The sequence below is a fragment of the Caloramator sp. mosi_1 genome (genome assembly GCF_028622835.1).
Taxonomy (GTDB): domain Bacteria; phylum Bacillota; class Clostridia; order Clostridiales; family Caloramatoraceae; genus Thermobrachium.
Genome location: NZ_CP117677.1, coordinates 2,252,140 through 2,270,222, shown reverse-complemented (window position 1 = coordinate 2,270,222; position 18,083 = coordinate 2,252,140). Strand labels below are relative to the sequence as shown.

16 protein-coding genes, 1 other RNA gene and 9 pseudogenes are annotated in these 18,083 nt (G+C 28.6%); 4 read left to right on the top strand and 22 right to left on the bottom strand.

Features of this window, described 5'->3' with window-relative positions; all coding sequences use genetic code 11:
• Positions 1 to 95 precede the first annotated feature (95 nt).
• A pseudogene (gene yidA / locus PL321_RS16025) lies at positions 96 to 910 on the top strand (sugar-phosphatase).
• A gap of 30 nt (positions 911 to 940) precedes the next feature.
• Here yidA and rnpB read toward each other — a convergent pair.
• The 7 genes and pseudogenes from rnpB to PL321_RS15990 all read right to left on the bottom strand — a co-directional run bounded on the left by rnpB (position 941) and on the right by PL321_RS15990 (position 7,254).
• Positions 941 to 1,315, bottom strand: an RNA gene (rnpB, locus tag PL321_RS16020) — RNase P RNA component class A.
• Positions 1,316 to 1,384: 69 nt separating this feature from the next.
• Positions 1,385 to 2,461 (bottom strand): annotated as a pseudogene (locus tag PL321_RS16015) (Nif3-like dinuclear metal center hexameric protein).
• A gap of 125 nt (positions 2,462 to 2,586) precedes the next feature.
• Positions 2,587 to 3,116 (bottom strand): annotated as a pseudogene (locus tag PL321_RS16010) (tRNA (adenine(22)-N(1))-methyltransferase).
• Positions 3,117 to 3,198: 82 nt separating this feature from the next.
• Positions 3,199 to 4,248, bottom strand: a pseudogene (gene rpoD / locus PL321_RS16005) (RNA polymerase sigma factor RpoD).
• A 94-nt stretch (positions 4,249 to 4,342) separates the two neighbouring features.
• On the bottom strand, positions 4,343 to 5,722 hold the full coding sequence (gene dnaG, locus PL321_RS16000) for a DNA primase (protein ID WP_273964633.1): 1,380 nt from the start codon (positions 5,720 to 5,722) through the stop codon (positions 4,343 to 4,345).
• A gap of 11 nt (positions 5,723 to 5,733) precedes the next feature.
• A complete protein-coding gene (locus PL321_RS15995; protein ID WP_273964632.1) occupies positions 5,734 to 6,003 on the bottom strand; it encodes a CHC2 zinc finger domain-containing protein in 270 nt (89 codons plus the stop codon).
• A 246-nt stretch (positions 6,004 to 6,249) separates the two neighbouring features.
• Positions 6,250 to 7,254 (bottom strand): deoxyguanosinetriphosphate triphosphohydrolase, encoded by a 1,005-nt coding sequence (locus tag PL321_RS15990; RefSeq protein ID WP_273962662.1) that lies wholly within the window; start codon positions 7,252 to 7,254, stop codon positions 6,250 to 6,252.
• Positions 7,255 to 7,428: 174 nt separating this feature from the next.
• Here PL321_RS15990 and PL321_RS15985 point away from each other — a divergent pair, with 174 nt between their 5' ends.
• The 3 genes from PL321_RS15985 (at position 7,429) to PL321_RS21780 (ending at position 8,401) form a co-directional block, all read left to right on the top strand.
• Complete coding sequence (locus PL321_RS15985; protein ID WP_273962660.1) at positions 7,429 to 7,653, top strand: hypothetical protein; 225 nt, start codon at positions 7,429 to 7,431, stop codon at positions 7,651 to 7,653.
• 98 nt (positions 7,654 to 7,751) lie between these two features.
• Positions 7,752 to 8,069, top strand: coding sequence for a hypothetical protein (locus PL321_RS15980; protein ID WP_273962659.1), 318 nt, complete (start codon positions 7,752 to 7,754; stop codon positions 8,067 to 8,069).
• A gap of 8 nt (positions 8,070 to 8,077) precedes the next feature.
• On the top strand, positions 8,078 to 8,401 hold the full coding sequence (locus PL321_RS21780; protein WP_443110816.1) for a phosphotransferase: 324 nt from the start codon (positions 8,078 to 8,080) through the stop codon (positions 8,399 to 8,401).
• Positions 8,402 to 8,505: 104 nt separating this feature from the next.
• Here the strand turns inward: PL321_RS21780 and ppdK are convergent.
• From ppdK to PL321_RS15910, 15 genes and pseudogenes are all read right to left on the bottom strand, one after another.
• Positions 8,506 to 11,136: pseudogene (ppdK, locus tag PL321_RS15975) on the bottom strand (pyruvate, phosphate dikinase).
• 93 nt (positions 11,137 to 11,229) lie between these two features.
• Positions 11,230 to 11,861, bottom strand: a pseudogene (locus PL321_RS15970) (helix-turn-helix transcriptional regulator).
• 287 nt (positions 11,862 to 12,148) lie between these two features.
• Positions 12,149 to 12,271: a hypothetical protein gene (locus PL321_RS15965; RefSeq protein ID WP_273962658.1), complete on the bottom strand. Its 123-nt coding sequence runs from the start codon at positions 12,269 to 12,271 to the stop codon at positions 12,149 to 12,151.
• Positions 12,272 to 12,343: 72 nt separating this feature from the next.
• Positions 12,344 to 12,397, bottom strand: a pseudogene (locus PL321_RS15960) (hypothetical protein); the annotation flags it as partial.
• A gap of 265 nt (positions 12,398 to 12,662) precedes the next feature.
• On the bottom strand, positions 12,663 to 12,827 hold the full coding sequence (locus tag PL321_RS15955; protein ID WP_273962657.1) for a hypothetical protein: 165 nt from the start codon (positions 12,825 to 12,827) through the stop codon (positions 12,663 to 12,665).
• A 64-nt stretch (positions 12,828 to 12,891) separates the two neighbouring features.
• Positions 12,892 to 13,398 carry a DNA repair protein RecO gene (gene recO / locus PL321_RS15950; RefSeq protein WP_273962656.1) on the bottom strand — a complete coding sequence of 169 codons (507 nt, stop codon included), beginning with the start codon at positions 13,396 to 13,398 and terminating at the stop codon, positions 12,892 to 12,894.
• A gap of 15 nt (positions 13,399 to 13,413) precedes the next feature.
• Positions 13,414 to 14,306 (bottom strand): annotated as a pseudogene (era, locus tag PL321_RS15945) (GTPase Era).
• Positions 14,299 to 14,709 (bottom strand): cytidine deaminase, encoded by a 411-nt coding sequence (locus tag PL321_RS15940; protein ID WP_273962655.1) that lies wholly within the window; start codon positions 14,707 to 14,709, stop codon positions 14,299 to 14,301. The pseudogene era and the gene PL321_RS15940 overlap by 8 nt, the downstream one beginning before the upstream one ends.
• A 121-nt stretch (positions 14,710 to 14,830) precedes the next feature.
• Positions 14,831 to 15,513 (bottom strand): annotated as a pseudogene (locus tag PL321_RS15935) (diacylglycerol kinase).
• 23 nt (positions 15,514 to 15,536) lie between these two features.
• The gene (gene ybeY / locus PL321_RS15930; RefSeq protein WP_273962654.1) at positions 15,537 to 16,034 is read right to left on the bottom strand and encodes an rRNA maturation RNase YbeY; all 498 of its coding nucleotides are present in this window, start codon (positions 16,032 to 16,034) and stop codon (positions 15,537 to 15,539) included.
• Positions 16,031 to 16,459 carry a hypothetical protein gene (locus PL321_RS15925; RefSeq protein ID WP_443110815.1) on the bottom strand — a complete coding sequence of 143 codons (429 nt, stop codon included), beginning with the start codon at positions 16,457 to 16,459 and terminating at the stop codon, positions 16,031 to 16,033. The genes ybeY and PL321_RS15925 overlap by 4 nt, the downstream gene beginning before the upstream one ends.
• Positions 16,460 to 16,482: 23 nt before the next feature.
• On the bottom strand, positions 16,483 to 16,653 hold the full coding sequence (locus tag PL321_RS21775) for an HDIG domain-containing metalloprotein (RefSeq protein WP_443110814.1): 171 nt from the start codon (positions 16,651 to 16,653) through the stop codon (positions 16,483 to 16,485).
• Complete coding sequence (locus tag PL321_RS15920) at positions 16,647 to 16,907, bottom strand: hypothetical protein (protein ID WP_443110670.1); 261 nt, start codon at positions 16,905 to 16,907, stop codon at positions 16,647 to 16,649. Before PL321_RS15920 ends, PL321_RS21775 begins: the two co-directional genes overlap by 7 nt.
• A 468-nt stretch (positions 16,908 to 17,375) precedes the next feature.
• The gene (locus PL321_RS15915; RefSeq protein WP_273964629.1) at positions 17,376 to 17,540 is read right to left on the bottom strand and encodes a hypothetical protein; all 165 of its coding nucleotides are present in this window, start codon (positions 17,538 to 17,540) and stop codon (positions 17,376 to 17,378) included.
• An 8-nt stretch (positions 17,541 to 17,548) separates the two neighbouring features.
• Positions 17,549 to 18,079 (bottom strand): hypothetical protein, encoded by a 531-nt coding sequence (locus PL321_RS15910; protein WP_273962653.1) that lies wholly within the window; start codon positions 18,077 to 18,079, stop codon positions 17,549 to 17,551.
• Positions 18,080 to 18,083: the final 4 nt, after the last annotated feature.

Sequence of the window (18,083 nt, the reverse complement as noted above, 5' to 3'; positions counted from 1 at the left end):
ATAATTCATATAGTATTATTTTTAACAATAAATTCATAAAAAATACTTAAAAACCTGATATAATTAATTTAACAAAATCAATGGAGGGAGCAAATATGTACAAACTAATTGCTTTAGATATGGATGGAACTTTATTAAATGAAAATAAAGAGATTTCACAGGCTAATTTAGAGGCAATTAAATTTGCAAGAAAAAAGGGTATAAAGGTTGTTTTAGCAACTGGGAGACCAACTAAAGGAATTGAAAAGTATTTAAAGAAACTTAATCTAATTGGTGAAAATGAATATGCTGTATCCTATAATGGTGCTGTGATACAAGAAGTAAAGTCTGGAAAGGTAATAGCACAAAACGTAATGACAATTGATGATTTAAATCTATTGTATAATTTAAGCAAAAAGTTAGATGTAAATATTCACGCACTAACTCCTAATACCTGTATAACACCACGAATAAATAAATATAGTGAACTTGAAGCTACTATGAATAATATACCACTTGAAGTTGTAGATTTTGATAATATTGATTCTAATACAACTATTGTTAAAATAATGTTTGTTGATCCGGAAGAAAAATTAAATAAAGTTATAGAAGCCCTTCCTGATGAACTATATAATAAATACACCATAGTTAGAAGTGCTCCATTTTTCTTAGAATTTTTAAATAAAAAAGTAAATAAAGGATATGGAGTAAAATTACTTGCTGAAAAACTTGGAATTAAACAGGATGAAATAATCTGTATAGGTGATGCTGAAAATGATATACATATGATTAAATTTGCTGGTTTAGGAGTTGCTATGGGTAATGCGTTTCCAGAGGTTAAAAAATAGCTGACTATGTAACTAAAACAAATGAAGAAGATGGAGTTGCTCACGTTATAAAGAAATTTGTGTTAAATGAAGAAACAGCATAAAAAGCACTGCAGTTGCAGTGCTTTTTATATAGATTGAGTAAGCCTATAAGCCGAGTTCTGTCGAGGACGGTCATCTATCTAGACCTACTGTTGCCAGTAGGTTCAAGCGACACTACCCGAGGGCGTGCCGGGCCAGCACAAATGCCCTTCTACTTGGTCTTGCTCCAGGTGGGGTTTACAGAGCCACACTGTCGCCAGTATGCTGGTGAGCTCTTACCTCACCTTTCCACCCTTACCACGCAACATCTGTTGCACTCATCAATCAAAGGATTGATTGTGGCGGTATATCTCTGTTGCACTTTCCTTAGGGTCGCCCCCACTGGGTATTACCCAGCACCCTGCCCTATGGAGCTCGGACTTTCCTCTCCCGTGAATATTCACGGCAGCGACCATCCAGCTTACTCAATAATATTTCGTTGTTACATTTTTAGATTATATCACTTATTATATGCTTTGTAAACAAGAATATATTTCCTATATAAAGGTATATGGTTGTTTAGAATAAGATTTTATAATGTCGATCCCTGATAAAGTATCTAATAATATAGAGCTTATATGATCTATAAATACCTTCTCAAGTCCATAATGAGTTGCATCCAATACAACTATACCACTTTCTATAGCATCAATTGCAATATGATGTTTAACGTCTCCAGTTAGTATTAAGTCACAGTTCTTAGATTTTGCAGTATTAATCAAGTCGCTACCTGCTCCCCTACAACAGCCACTTTTTTATTATTTTATTTATATCCCCTATTAAAGTTATCCTTTCAATATCAAAAATCTTTTTACCTGTATTGCAAAATCTTTAGCACATATTAAATCTTCTATATATCCAATTCTACCTAATCCCTGCATTAACTTGTTTTCAAGCTTTATTATATCATATGCTGGTTCTTCATATGGATGATTTTTGACTAAAGCATTAATAACTGCATTTAATTTAGATTCAGTGGTTACTGTTTCAATTTTAATTTCTTCAACTTTTTCTAATTTATTAATTTGTCCAATAAAGGGATGTGTTCCATTAAGAGGTCTAAAGGTACCCTCTCCTAAACTATTAAAGGAACACTTATCATATTTACCTATACATCCTGCACCTGCATTAAATAAAGCTTCCTTTAAACCATCAGCATACTTTATAGGAACATATGTAATAATTTTATACAAGCATTCTTTACTGGTTTCTAAAAGTACAGAAATATCTTTCAAATTTAATTTTTCAGCTAAAATATCATTCATACCGTTATTGGCTAAGTCATAATTTGTATGGAGTGCATATACATTAATATTATTTTTTATAAGGTCTAATACTAAGGATGATATAATATTTTTTCTGTTTAATTGTTTAATTGGTTTAAATATCAATGGATGGTGGCTTATAATTAAGTCAACTTTCTTTTCAATTGCTTCCTTTACGACTTCTGATGTAATATCAACAGTTATTAAAATTTTATTAATTTCTGTATTTTCATCACCAATTAATAGTCCTACATTATCATAATCTTCAGCTAATATTTTGGGATAGAGTTTTTCAATAAAATCAATTATTTTTTTAATTTTACAGACATTTTTTCAACTCCTTAAAACTATTTATTAAATTTATTATTTCAGCGTATTTATTATGATGAATATTTTTGTCTAATCCCCTTAATATTTTTTCAAAATGCAGTATTTTATCGTCTATATAACAAAAATCTCTTTATTTTTTTATGTATGTTTACAGGTCCAACAAAAAATTCTGCTTCTGAATTATAGTTGTTCTTTTTACCATAATATAGCTTTAAGATATGATAATATTTGTTTTCATCTTTTACAATGTTTTCATCTTCAATATAAAAATTCATATTATATAGTTCTTGTCTAAGTACTTCTGGATATTGTACAGGTTGAAGTATTATATAATTTGTATTTTTAGCTAATTCTATATCATTTTTTATAATTTCAGCAATTAAATTACCACCCATTCCTGCCACAACAATCGTGTCAGCTTCTCCAATTTTTAAAGTAGAAAGTCCAGGTCCTAATCTTAAATCAATTTTGTCTATAAGACCATATCTTTTTATATTTTTAAACGCAACATCAATAGGTCCCTTTTTATATCACTAGCAATGGCTCTATTACACTTTCCTTCAATTATTGCTTTAATTGGTATATATCCGTGGTCTGTACCTATATCTGCTAAACATTCCGACTTATCAATCATATTAAAAACAGACTCTAATCTATTAGATAGTATCAACTTCTTCACTCCCTTTAAAAATAAAAGGCCTACATTTGTAAGCCTATTAATCTAAATAATCCTTTAACTTCTTACTTCTGCTTGGATGTCTTAACTTTCTAAGAGCTTTTGCTTCAATTTGTCTAATTCTTTCTCTTGTTACTTTAAACTCTTTACCAACTTCCTCTAAGGTTCTTGCTCTTCCATCATCAAGACCAAATCTTAACCTCAATACCTTTTCCTCTCTTGGGGTAAGTGTATCTAACACATCCATCAATTGCTCTCTTAGCATCGTATATGCTGCTGCTTCTGCAGGTGCTGGTGCATCATCATCTGGTATAAAATCTCCAAGATGACTATCTTCTTCTTCCCCAATTGAGTTTCAAGTGAAATTGGCTCTTGAGCAATTTTTAATATCTCTCTAACCTTTTCAACTTCCATATCCATTTCTTTTGCTATTTCTTCAGCTGATGGTTCTCTTCCTAACTCCTGTAAAAGCTGTCTTGAAACTCTTATTAATTTGTTGATTGTTTCTACCATATGAACTGGTATTCTAATTGTTCTTGCTTGATCAGCTATAGCTCTTGTTATAGCCTGTCTTATCCACCAAGTTGCATAAGTTGAAAACTTATAACCTTTTCTGTAATCAAATTTTTCAACTGCTTTAAGAAGACCTAAATTACCTTCTTGAATTAAATCAAGGAATAACATTCCTCTTCCAACATATCTTTTGCAATACTTACAACTAATCTTAAGTTCGCTTCAGCAAGTTTTTTCTTTGCTTCCTGATCACCTTTTTCTATTTTTTTGCCAGTTCTATTTCTTCATCAGCAGAAAGCAATGGAACTTTACCTATTTCTTTAAGATACATTCTTACAGGATCATCAATACTTATTCCTTCAGGAATAGATAAATCTAAATCCTCTTCTAACAATTGTTCTGGATTAAAATCATCCATATCCTCTAAAACTTCAATACCCATTGATTCTAAAATTTCGTATATCTTATCAATCTGTTCGGATGATAAGTCTACATCACCTAAAGTCTCCATTATCTCTTTGTATGTTAAAAACCCTGCCTTTTTACCCCTTTCAATTAACTCTTTTACAACAGACATTTTAGCGCCCTTTGACTGATTATCTTCTGCCTTTTTATCTTGTTTCTTTTGCTTAGATGTTTCTTTTTCAAAAGTATACCTCCTTTCACAGGCACTATATTTTGTCTAACTCCTTTTGAAGTTCTATTAAGTTTTGCATTAATTGCAAAGATTTATGTATATCATTTTGTTGTTCACATTGTTTTATTTCATTCTTTAAACTATTAATTTTATTTTCTAAATAAAAGCGTTTAATTGTTTTTATTGCATCATACATTATGTTTTCTACATTAGCTGGTTCATCTAAGGAATATGAAAATACTCTTGCTATGTCCTCTATCTTTTCTTGTTCTTGATATTTATTTAAATAATATTCTTTATCTATATCTTCTATCTTGGGAATTTTATAGTAAAGATCATAGGCTAATTCTTTGTATACATCAGTTAGAAATTCTTCAGGTTTAATATTTGAAAAAACTTTTTCATACAGTGATGGATTATGCAATAGTATTGATAATACATAAGCTTCAGCCTTTTTATTTGCTGGTACCAAATTGTAAATATTTCCTTTAATATTATTCCTTATATTTGAATTATTATTCTTCGATGTAATATTTGTTCTATTTTTATTAATTTTATCAATAATAATATTTAATGAAATCCCTGTTTCATCTGATAGATTTTCTGAATAATGTTGAATCAAAACATCATCCCTAAGCTTTGATATTATATCTATTGCTTCATTTACATATTTAACCTTATCAAACTGATTTTTTATATTCTTCCCTTCTTTTGCTTTTAATAACCTATAATCTGTAATAAATAATGCATTTTCAATTAATTTTTTAAATGCATCAATTCCATAGTTTTTTACAAACTCGTCTGGATCCTTGCCACTGGGAACAATTATTACTTTTACGTTTAAACCCATAGATTCTAAAATTTCAATTCCTCTTAAAGTAGCCGCTTGACCAGCAGCATCAGCATCATAACATATATATATGTTATTAGTGTATCTCTTCAACAATTTTGCGTGTTCTATTGTTAAGGCTGTCCCTAAAGAGGCAACAACATTGTTTAACCCATATTGATGAAGTTTTATACAGTCCATATATCCTTCAACAACAATAATATTATCAATATTTCTATTTTTTACTACATAATTTAAACCATATAAATTTTTACCCTTTTCAAAGATTAATGTTTCTGACGTATTCAAATATTTAGGTTTACTATCATCTAATACTCGTCCACCAAATGCAATAACTCTTCCTTTAACATCAAAGATAGGAAACATAATTCTGTTTCTGAATCTGTCATAAATACCTTTATCTGACTTAATTAGTAGTCCAGCTATAATCATATCATTTTCAGAATATCCTTTACTTTTAAGATGTTTTAGTAGTGCGTCCCATTCGTTTAGGCTATATCCTAATCCAAATCTATTAATTATTTTATTATCAATACCTCTTGAATATAAATAATTTACTGCTATCTTTGAATATTTTAAGTTATTATAAAAAATCTTGCTGCTTCAATATTAATCTTATACAATCTTTCCTTCTGTTCCTTATTTTTATCTGTTGTATCATCAAAATTAATGTCTATACCTGCTCTTTCTGCCAAATAAAACAAAGCATCTTTAAATTCACATTTTCTAATTTTCATTATAAATCCAATTGTATTACCTGCTGCTCCACAACCAAAGCAGTGAAAAAGCTGTTTATCAGGAGATACACTTAGTGATGGGCCTTTATCATTATGAAATGGACATATTCCAACATAATTTCGTCCTACTTTTTTAATTGTACATAATCGGATATAACATCAACTATATCATTATATTCAATAATTTTATTAATTATATCTTCTGGAATTCTACCCATCTTATCACCTTTATATTTCTACAAAATTAGTTAAAATCCTTCTATATTTTTAGAAATTTTAAATTCTATGTATTTAAATGACACAATTATATTTTATTCGACATTATCAATTCAAATCCTTCTTGTTTACAAAAAATTAAAATATTCTTCCCCAAGGACTTGGAACATATATGTTTAGAAATTCATTTATGGCATATCTATCAGTCATACCAGCAATGAAATCACAAACAACTCTCTCTTTTCCCCAACGTTCTATTTTATTTTGAAATTCATTTGGTAGCTTTTCTAAATTATTTATATAAAAATCATAAAGAGTTTCAATCATTTTAATAGCTTTTTCTTCTTCAGTTTTTGCTTTTGAGCCAATATATACATTTTTAAACATAAACTCCCTTAGTTCCCAAGTTGCTTGGCCAACTTCTCCCTCTAATGCAATTTGACCATACTTTAAAGCATAATCTATAACCGATGTAATCATTGTATTAATTCTATCAGAATGTCCTTTACCTAAAACATTAATACACTCCTTAGGTAAATCATCAAAGGATAAAATACCTGCTCTTACAGCATCATCAATGTCGTGGTTTATATAGGCTATTTTATCTGCTAATTTAACTACTCTTCCTTCATTGGTATCAGCTACCAAATTCGATGAATGGCATAATATACCGTTTCTTACTTCGTGCGTTAAATTTAAGCCCGTTCCTTTTTCGAGAAAATCAACTACACGTAAACTCTGCTCATAATGTTTAAAACCACTTTTAGTTATTTTGTCAAGTACTTTTTCACCAGTATGGCCAAAAGGTGTATGACCAAGATCGTGGCCTAAGGCTATAGCTTCTGTTAAATCTTCATTTAAACGCAATGCCCTTGATATTGTTCTTGCTATTTGTGAAACTTCCAAAGTATGAGTTAGTCGCGTTCTGTAGTGATCACCTTCAGGTGCTATAAATACCTGTGTCTTATGTTTTAATCTTCTAAATGCCTTTGAATGAATAATCCTATCCCTATCTCTTTGAAAATCAGTTCTAATAGAACATTTTTCCTCGGCTTTTAATCTACCTTTAGAATTTTTAGATAAGGTTGCTAAAGGAGATAAGATTTTTTCTTCTAATTTTTCATATTGTTCTCTTATATTCATTTTAACCACCACAATATTTTAATCTATTAATTTATAATATACAACAAAAATTTTCGTTTACCTGCTAAATTTGATAATTTATTTTTTCTAACAATTTTATTATTCTTGATATGTTACATATTTATTCTAATACTTACATAATAAACATATAATTTTATTGATAAAAGAGGTGATATGATGGAATTAAATGTTATAGAACCATTAAGAAAAAGTTATTCTAAGGATGAAATTAAAAAGATATTAAATTTATATAATGATACTGTACTTAAAATTGAAAATATTAAGATTAAGGATTCCGACAAGGCAAGAGCTGTATATAAAGTTTATACAGATACAGGAATAAAATGTTTAAAAAAACTTATCACGATGAGGCTACTATATTATTTATTTATTCAATAATTGAATGGTTAAACATCTTCAATATACGATGCCCTAAATTTTTAAAAAATAGCAAAGGTATTCCATATATAAATTATAAAGGAGAATATTTCATATTGATGGAATGGATTGAAGGACGTAAATGTGATTATGATAATATAAGCGATGTAGTGAATGCTTCTTATAATTTAGCAAAAATCCATTTAGTGACAAGAAATTTTAAGAGTATTAGTGGAAGTAAAATAATATACGGTGACAACAATTTATATGAAAGTTATGAAAAGCATTTTCTACAACTGTTAAATGCATCTAATAAGGCTTTTTATTATAAAGATGACTTTTCAAAACTATTTTTAGATAGTTCTGATTATTATATTGAAAGTGCTAAGGATTCATTGTATATTCTTTCTCAAATTGATTTTAATAGTAAAAATTAGAGAAATCAATTTGTCACTATGATTATGTAAATAAAAACATAATTTTTAACAATGATATATATGTTATTGATTTTGATAAGGCAAAATACGATTATTCTATTAACGATTTTTATGTCTTTATAAAAAGAATATTAAAAAGAAGAAATACCTGTTGGGATTTTAATTTATTTAAAGAAGCTGTTGAAAACTATGAAAAAGTACGTTCTATAAACTATATAGAATTTAAACTGTTACTTGCACAGCTAATGTTTCCGAATAAATTATGGAAAATAACTCGCGATTATTATAAAAACATTCACCACTGCAATAAAAAGCATTTTATAAAATATTAAAAGAAATTACTTCTCAAAAGGAAAATCATAAACAATTTATAACGGAAGCAACAGAATATTTTAAGAACAAATATTAAGAGGGCTGAAATCAGCCCTCTTTTAAATCAGTCTCTTGGATTTTTAACTTGTGCTTGTGCTGCTGCTAATCTTGCTATTGGAACTCTAAATGGTGAACAAGATACATAGTTTAATCCAACATTATGACAGAATTCAACGGATGATGGTTCTCCACCGTGTTCTCCACAAATACCAAGTTTAATTTCTGGTCTTGTTTGTTTGCCTAACTCACAAGCCATTTTAACAAGTTTTCCTACACCTGTTTGATCAAGCTTTTGGAATGGATCATATTCAAATATTTTCTTATCGTAGTAATCCTTTAAGAATTTACCAGCATCATCTCTTGAGAAACCAAAGGTCATTTGTGTTAAATCATTAGTACCAAATGAGAAGAACTCAGCTTCTTTAGCAATTTCATCAGCAGTTAAAGCAGCTCTTGGAATTTCAATCATAGTACCAACCTTATATTCTAATTCAACATCTGATCTCTTTATTATTTCATCAGCAACTTTAACTATAATATCCTTAACATATTTTAATTCTTTTACTTCGCCTACAAGTGGTATCATAATTTCTGGTACAATGTTGTAGCCTAATCTCTTTTAACATCTATTGCTGCTTCAATTATTGCTCTTGTTTGCATTTCAGCAATTTCTGGATATGTAACAGCTAATCTACATCCTCTATGACCTAACATTGGATTGAATTCCTTTAAGCTATCAACAGTTGCCTTTAATTCTTCATAAGTTATTCCCATTGTACTTGCCAATTCTCTTATATCTTCATCTTCTTGTGGTAAGAATTCGTGTAATGGTGGGTCTAATAATCTAATAGTTACAGGTCTATCTTGCATTTCCTCATAAATACCTATAAAATCTTGTCTTTGCATTGGTAGTAGCTTATCTAATGCTTTTCTTCTTTGTTCTTCATTCTTAGCTACAATCATTTCTCTAACAGCAGGTATTCTATCTTCTTCAAAGAACATATGTTCTGTTCTACAAAGTCCTATACCTTCAGCTCCGAATTTTACAGCTTGAGCTGCATCCCTTGGAGTGTCTGCATTAGTTCTAACTTTTAGCTTTCTTATGCTATCAGCCCATTCCATAAATGTTCCAAAGTATCCTGATATTTCTGGTTCTACTGTTTTAATCTTTTGGCCATACACTTTTCCTGTACTACCATCAATTGAAATATAATCGCCTTCTCTTATTGTAATATCTTGTACTGTAAAATATTTACCTTCTTCATTAATCTTTATTTCCCGCATCCTGCAACACAACATTTACCCATTCCTCTTGCAACAACAGCGGCGTGAGATGTCATACCTCCTCTTGCTGTTAAAATACCTTCCGCAGCAACCATACCTTCAATATCTTCAGGTGAAGTTTCTGTTCTAACTAAAATTACTCTTTCACCTTGTTGTCTCTTAAGTTTTGCTTCTTCTGCTGTAAAATAAACTTTTCCGCAAGCTGCACCTGGAGAAGCTGGTAATCCTTTAGCTATTTCCTTTGCATTTTTTAATTCAGTTTGGTCAAACATTGGATGTAATAATTGATCAAGTTGCTTTGGTTCAACCTTAAGCATAGCTTCTTCTTTTGTAATTAAACCTTCTTCAACCATTTCAACAGCAATTCTTAAAGCAGCTTGAGCTGTTCTTTTTCCGTTTCTTGTTTGTAAGAAATAAAGTTTTCCTTGTTCTATTGTAAATTCCATATCTTGCATATCTTTATAATGTTTTTCAAGTATATTTGCAATTCTTATAAATTCTTCATAACAATCAGGCATTACTTCCTTTAATGTTTCAATACTCTGAGGAGTTCTTATACCAGCAACAACATCTTCACCCTGTGCATTCATTAAAAATTCTCCAAATATCTTATTTTCACCAGTTGAAGGATTTCTAGTAAAAGCAACTCCTGTACCAGATGTTTCACCCATATTACCAAATACCATCATTTGTACGTTTACTGCTGTTCCCCAGTCACTTGGTATATCATTAAGTTTTCTATAAACTATTGCTCTTGGATTATTCCAGGAACGAAATACTGCCTTAACTGCCTCTAATAATTGCATCTTAGGATCTGAAGGAAAATCCTCTCCCTTTTCTTTTTGTATAATTCCTTGTACCTTCTAACAACCTCTTTTAGATTTTCTGCTGTTAAGTCAGTATCATATTTTGCATTGTTTTCTTCTTTAACTTCATCTAATATATTTTCAAATAAACTCTTTTCTATTTGCATAACAACATCACTAAACATCTGTATAAATCTTCTGTAGCTGTCATACGCAAATCTTTCATTATTAGTTAGCTTTGCAAGTCCTTCAACTGTTTCATCATTTAGACCTAAGTTTAATATAGTATCCATCATACCTGGCATAGAAACTCTGGCTCCAGATCTTACTGATACAAGGAGCGGATTAGCTGGATCTCCAAACTTTTTACCAGAAATATCCTCTAACTTTTTCAGATGCTCAAATATTTGATCAACTATATCCTCCCCTACTACCTGACCATCCTCATAATACCTTATACAAGCCTCTGTTGTCACTGTAAAACCCTGTGGGACAGGTAAACCTATGTTTGTCATTTCTGCGAGATTTGCACCTTTACCTCCCAATAAATTCTTCATACTGGCGTTACCTTCACTAAAAAGGTAAACATACTTTTTTGACCTCATGTTGATAACCCCCTGTCTTTGTTGCTTTATATTAAATAATTTTTACCAAACCCTATGGGACTATTTATGTCCCGGCAGCTAATAATAACCCCTTTATTTTCCTTCCCCTAATTTAACAAAAAGTTTTGTAATATTAGTTTTTGATACTTTCCCTGTAATCTTATATAATTCCTTACCATCCTCCTGTATAACCTTTTCTACTACAGGAAGACTATCTACTTCGTGCTCTATTATTTTTTGCTGCATCAAAGGCTAGGTCTTCATCTGTAACTGTAATAATATTTGGCATTCGTGTCATTATAATTCCTACAGGCACCTTATGCATATCTGAATTTCCCATAGCTATTTTTAAGAAATCTTTTCTTGAAACAGCACCTGTTAAATAACCATTGTTAACTATAAAAATTGTTCCTGCATCGTTTAAAAACAGCTGAACTATTGCATCATATATTGTCGTATCTTCTGTTACAATTGCAGGTTTTGATTTTATTTCAGAAACTTTTATATCTTTTATTGCTTCGTATATTAAACTATTATTACTTCTTTTGAATATAAATATCCTACTTTTGGTCTTGCCTCAAGTATACCAGTCATTGTTAAAATTGCAAGATCAGGTCTTAAAGCTGCTCTTGTTACATTCAACATTTCTGCCAGTTTTTCACTGGTAATTGGTTGATTTCTTTTACTAATTCAATAATTTCTTCTTGTCTCTTTGTCAGTTTAATAATAATCACCCTCTCTGCATTTAATATGCATAATTACTCCTAATATTATATATTATTATATAAATGCAGAGAAATAATTACAATACATTTTATATAAAAACAACAAATTGTAATAATTTTTTGTACATTTTATATCTTTTTTAATTTCTGGAATTTGTGTATTTTTTATCTTTTATGTATATTTTATCACTAATACAAAATTTTGCAATAGTATATTTTGTCAAAATTTGAATAAGTCAGAATTAACTGACTTATTCCTTCTTTATTTAATTCTTTTGCAAATTCCTCTATTTTTCTTCTACTTCTGACTTGATTTGTGAAGTATTAGCCTTTAAGTCGTTTACTTTTTCTTGTACATTTTCCTTAACTTCATCATATTTTTCTTTTATTATGTCATTAATTACTTCCACATTACCATTTGGTCTTTCTATTTCAAGAGATACTTTAGTAGCAATTGCTGCAATAGCTCCAATTACTAAAAGATATGGATTAAGTAATGATAAAGCTCCTGCTGCAACTCCCGCATTTACTGGGATATCGACTAAAACTCGCTCATCTTTTTTACTTTAATTCTTGTTACATTACCTTTTTAATTATCTCTTTAATAGTTTCTGTTAGTTCGTTGCTCACATCAACAACATTTTGTGTAAAAGTTTTTGTTTAGATTCTAATTCTATTAAAGCATCAATTATATTACCATTATTTTTTGAAGTATTTCTTTTGCTTCAGCATAACTAACATTTGCACGCTGTCTTAATATATCAATTTTTTCTAAAGTAATATCTTGCATATAACCATCTCCTAAAAAATATTTTTTATAAAACTAACTGTATTTAGTGTAATAGATAATTGATATTTTATATACTGTTCTAAAAGATTATCTATTTTATTTAACGATGCTTTATCATAATTTATTTTACCCAAATCTTCTAATTTTATATTCCTTATTTGAATTAATAATTCCAATTCTTTTTATTTATTTTGTTTACTTTTAAAGAATTACACGAATTACAAATTATTCCTCCTTCTGTTACATCAAAAAACACTCATTCATTTGTATTCTTCCACACTTAATACATTTTAATACTTGTGGAGTATATCCAATAAGAGAAATTAATTTAAAATCAAAGGTCACTTTAAGGAGATGGTTATCTATAGTTCCGTCATTTAATATATATAATGTTTTTAATAAAAGTGCTAATATATAGACATTTTTGTTTTCTGTTTCACTTGATTTATCTACTAATTCTAAGAAATATGTCCCTAACATTAACTTTTGATAGTCATTTAATAGTGTTTGAAATGAATTATTGAGACTACCAGAATTTAGTACAAACATATCTTTACTTCTACTTAATATAAATTCGCCAAAACTAAACTGTTGGGTTAAATGGAGTAGTTTGCTTTTTGTTTTTCGTGCACCATTACATAAGACATCTATTTTACCATATTTATCAGAAAAAATAGTGATGATTTTGTCATAATCACTATAGTTCCTTGTTTTTAAAACAACTCCTTGAACTTTATGTATTGACAAAATCATCACTCCTTTTTATTTATATCCTAAACTTTTTAATATAGAATCACTGTCTCTCCAATCCTTTTTAACTTTTACCCAAAGTTCAAGATAAACATTAGAACCTAAAAACCTTTCAATTTCAATTCTTGCTGTTTGGCCTATTCTTTTTAACATTTGTCCACCTTTTCCTATTATTATAGCCTTATGTGAATCCTTTTCGCAATAAATAGTTGCATTTATATCAATACAATTTTTGTCTTTATCTTCCTTCATAGTCACTATTTCAACAGCTGTACCGTGAGGAACTTCTTCTTGTAAATTATGTAATAGTTTTTCTCTAATTATTTCAGCAACTACAAATCTTTCAGGTTGATCTGTAATCATATCATCTGGAAAATATTTAGGTCCATATGGTAAGTTATTAACTATAACTTTAATTAATTCGTCAATATTTTTTGTTTTAGAGCTGATATTGGAACAACCTCATCAAATTTAAAATAATTGTAATATGTATCTATTGTCTTTGCCAATTTTTCTTTATTAGTTGTATCTACCTTATTAATAGCTAAAATTTTTCTTGAATTTGAATTTTTTATTTGATCAATTATATATTTATCTCCTAAATTTAATTCTTCTTCTGGAGTTGTAACAAAGACTATTACATCTACTTGAGATAAAGTACTTTGTGCTACTTTAACCATATATTCACCTAATTTGTGCTTAGGTTTATGAAGGCCTGGTGTATCCATAAAAACTATTTGATAATTTTCTTTAGTTAAAATTGCCTGTATTGTATTTCTTGTTGTTTGTGGTTTGTTTGATGTAATCAATAGTTTTTCACCCATTATCGCGTTAATTAAGGTTGATTTACCTACATTTGGTCTACCAATTATTGTTACATAACCTGATTTAAACTCCTTATTCATTTATATTGCTCCTTTCAATATCATCACTTGTAAAAGCATATGGTAATAATTCAGTTATTTTATATACTTTATATTCCCCATTTTTATTTGAACAGATAACTTCAATATCTTTACCAAATTCTATTATTACCTGCCTACATATACCGCAAGGATATGTATAGTTTGAACTATCACTAATTATAGCTATTTTCTTAAAATTTTTATATCCTTCTGATACGGCTTTAAATATTGCTGTTCTTTCAGCACAATTTGTTGCTCCATAGGTAGCGTTTTCAATATTACAACCTGTAAAAACTTTTCCGCAATCTGTTAGCAATGCTGCTCCTACTCTAAACTTTGAATGTGGCACATAAGCCTTCTCCATTGCTTGTTTTGCTATTTCAACTAGGTTTTTGTACTCCATTGTTATTCCCCTCTATTAATACTGTAGGAATTATTATTATATATAATTTTATGAAAAATTCAATAGTTTTATAAAAAAGTTTTTATTTATTTAAATTTTAATAATAAAAGGGCATTGCCCTTTATGATAACAATTTAAAAATGAAAATTGTTATCAATATTCCGAGTAATGCCCCAACAATAGTTTCATAAAGTGAGTGTATTTTACCTTCTACTCGACTTTGTGCAACAAGAAATGCTAAAAAATAAACTAAAGTAATAATAAGTAAATCTTGAATAAATAATGATATTGCTGTTGCTGCTGCAAAGGCTAAAGCACTGTGTCCACTTGGCATACCTCCTTTTAAAGGAGTTCCTTCACCATAAACAGCCTTAATAATAACAGTTGCTATAATGACAAGTATTAAGCAAATAAAAACCACTGTTATATCAGATTGTTTAATTTTAAATAAAACTGTGTTTGATATAGGTTTTAACCTATCAAAGAATAACAAATAACCAACAATTACAGCATTAATAGCAGAAATTAAAACTGCTCCTGCTGCTACATTTTTAGCAATTTTTGCTAATGGATGGTAGTAATTAGCGGTAACATCTATTGTAGCTTCAATAGCTGTATTGATCATCTCTAAAACTATTACAAGTGTTATAGTAAAAAACAAAATAAGTATTTCTATCTTAGAAAAGTCAAAAAATAAACTTAAAAAAGAACAATTATTGCTGCTAAAAGGTGAATTTTCATATTTCTTTGGGTTTTTATGGCATATATTATACCTTCGATAGCATAATTAAAACTGTCAGATATTTTTTTAACTTCATATTTTCACCTTACCTTATTAGACCTAAATTATTTAAGATTTCCTCTTCTTTATGTCTCATAATTAGTCTATCATCATCTTCTTCGTGATCATAACCTAACAAATGAAGCATACTGTGTACTACTAAAAATGCTAATTCCCGTTCAAAAGAATGTCCATATTCTATAGATTGTTCCTTTGCTTTTTCTAATGATATAACCATATCCCCTAATACAACCGCTCCACTCTCTGGATTAATATCTTCAATATCAATTTCAACTTCACCATCTTCATAATAACCATCATCAAATTCTAACATAGGAAAAGATAGTACATCTGTTTCCTTGTCTATACCTCTAAATTGTTTGTTTATTTCTTTTATTTCAGAGTTATCAGTTATAATTATGCTAAGTTCATATGGTTTGTTAAAATTTTCGTAGCTTATTGTAGATTCAACGGCATTTTTAATTAATTTTTTCATATCATCTGTAAAATGAATTTTATTTTGTCTATTATCAAATTCTATCATATTATTTCCTCCTTTGTTGTCTCTGGATATTCGATTCGAGTATGAAAAATTCCTATTAAAACTTTAATAAATACTTCTTTAATCTTCTCTATATCTTTAAAAGTTAATGGTGAATCATTTAATTGATTATCAAACTGCTTTTCTTTTATTATTTTTTCAACCATATTTTTTATATCTTCAATAGTAGGACTATTTAATGTTCTTACTGCTGCTTCTACACTATCTGCTAACATTATAATAGCTGATTCTTTAGAGTTTGGTTTAGGTCCTTCGTATCTAAAATTATCTTCAACTATATTGTCTCCTTCGTTTAATGCCTGTACATAAAAATATTTAACAAGTGTTGTTCCGTGATGTTGCATTATAATGTCTTGTATTGCTTTAGGCAGTTTATATTTTTGAGCTAATTCTAAACCATCTCTAATATGTGAAGTTATAATTGATACACTTAATTTTGGAGTAACCTTGTCGTGGGGATTATCATTTGTAATTTGGTTTTCTTTAAAAAATATGGTCTTTTTATTTTACCAATATCGTGATAGTATGCTCCTACTCTTGCAAGTAATGCATTTGCACCAATTTCATTAGCAGCAGCTTCTGCTAAATTACCAACTAAAATACTATGGTGGTATGTACCTGGAGCTTCAAATAATAATTTTTAAGTAGTATTTGATTTGGATTCGATAGCTCTAAAAGTTTAATCGGAGTTAAAGTATCAAATATTTGTTCAAAAACAGGTAAAACCCCTATTGCAAATATAGCTGAGACTATACTATTTAATAATACCAAAAAGCTACTATAAAGTGCTTGTGTATAAATTGTATTATTCAATATATTTATAGAATATACTAATAAAAAGTTTATTATTCCCACATATAAACCACTTAACAAAATATTGTTCCTTTCGTGAACCTTAGATGTAAAAAGGTTCCTAAAATACAGCTCATTATATACATAACCGAAACATTAATATTAAAATTGGTAATAATAATAACTATTAGTGTATTTATTAATGATAGAATAAGTCCTGTCTTTGGACCAAATATCAAAGTCGATAATATTGGTAAAAACAAGAGGGAATAAAATATACAGATATAATCTTAAAAGCAAAAGTTAAAACAGCAGATATTATTAATAGAATACATATAATAATATTGAATGTTAAATTGGTGTAGATATTACTTTCATTCTTTATTAAAAATAATATTAAAACTAAAGTAGACAATATCAATATAGTCACACCAATAAATAAAATAAAATCATTTTTTCTACTTTGTGATAATATACCTGCTTTAGACATTAAATTCAAATGATGTTCATTAATAACTTCACCTTTTAATACTATATTTTGATTCTTTTTATTATAACTGGTTCAATTTGTCTTTTTATTTGTTGTTTAAGCTCCTCTGTTTTTTCATAATCATAAAACATATTTGGTTTTATTGATGCTATTCCTATAGAATTTGATAAATCTTTTAAATTTTTATTTAATGTAGAAGATTTTATATAAAAGTCTAAATCTTGCTGTGCTTTTTTACATCTTCCAAATTGTTTTCCCTTATATCTAATGAAAGAACCTTTATTAAGACATCATTTAAAAATTTTTGGAGATTATCTAATTCCTGGTCATTTAATGTCAGCAATAACTTAATATCCTCATCACTTAAGTTTATTTTAGTTAACTTTTTTAAGTTATCTATTTTTGTTGTCTCATCAATATTTTGTTCTTTTTCATATTTAACATTATTAATTAATTCATTTATGTTGTCTATAGACTTTTTGGCTATATTTAAATCTTTATTGTACTTAGGTAATACTTCACTTAAAGCTTTATTTATCTTCTCTTGAGTTGCTTCATCATCTTCAAAATCCCTTGGAGCCTTTATATCTACTGGAGCGATATCTCCAATTTGTAACGAATACTTTTTAGGGATAACAGTAATAAAACTAATAAAAAATAAAATAATAAATGTAACTGTAAAAACAAATATATTTTTTATTTTTTCACTTATTAATTCTTCAATTATCTTTCTTTTGTAATTCATAAAA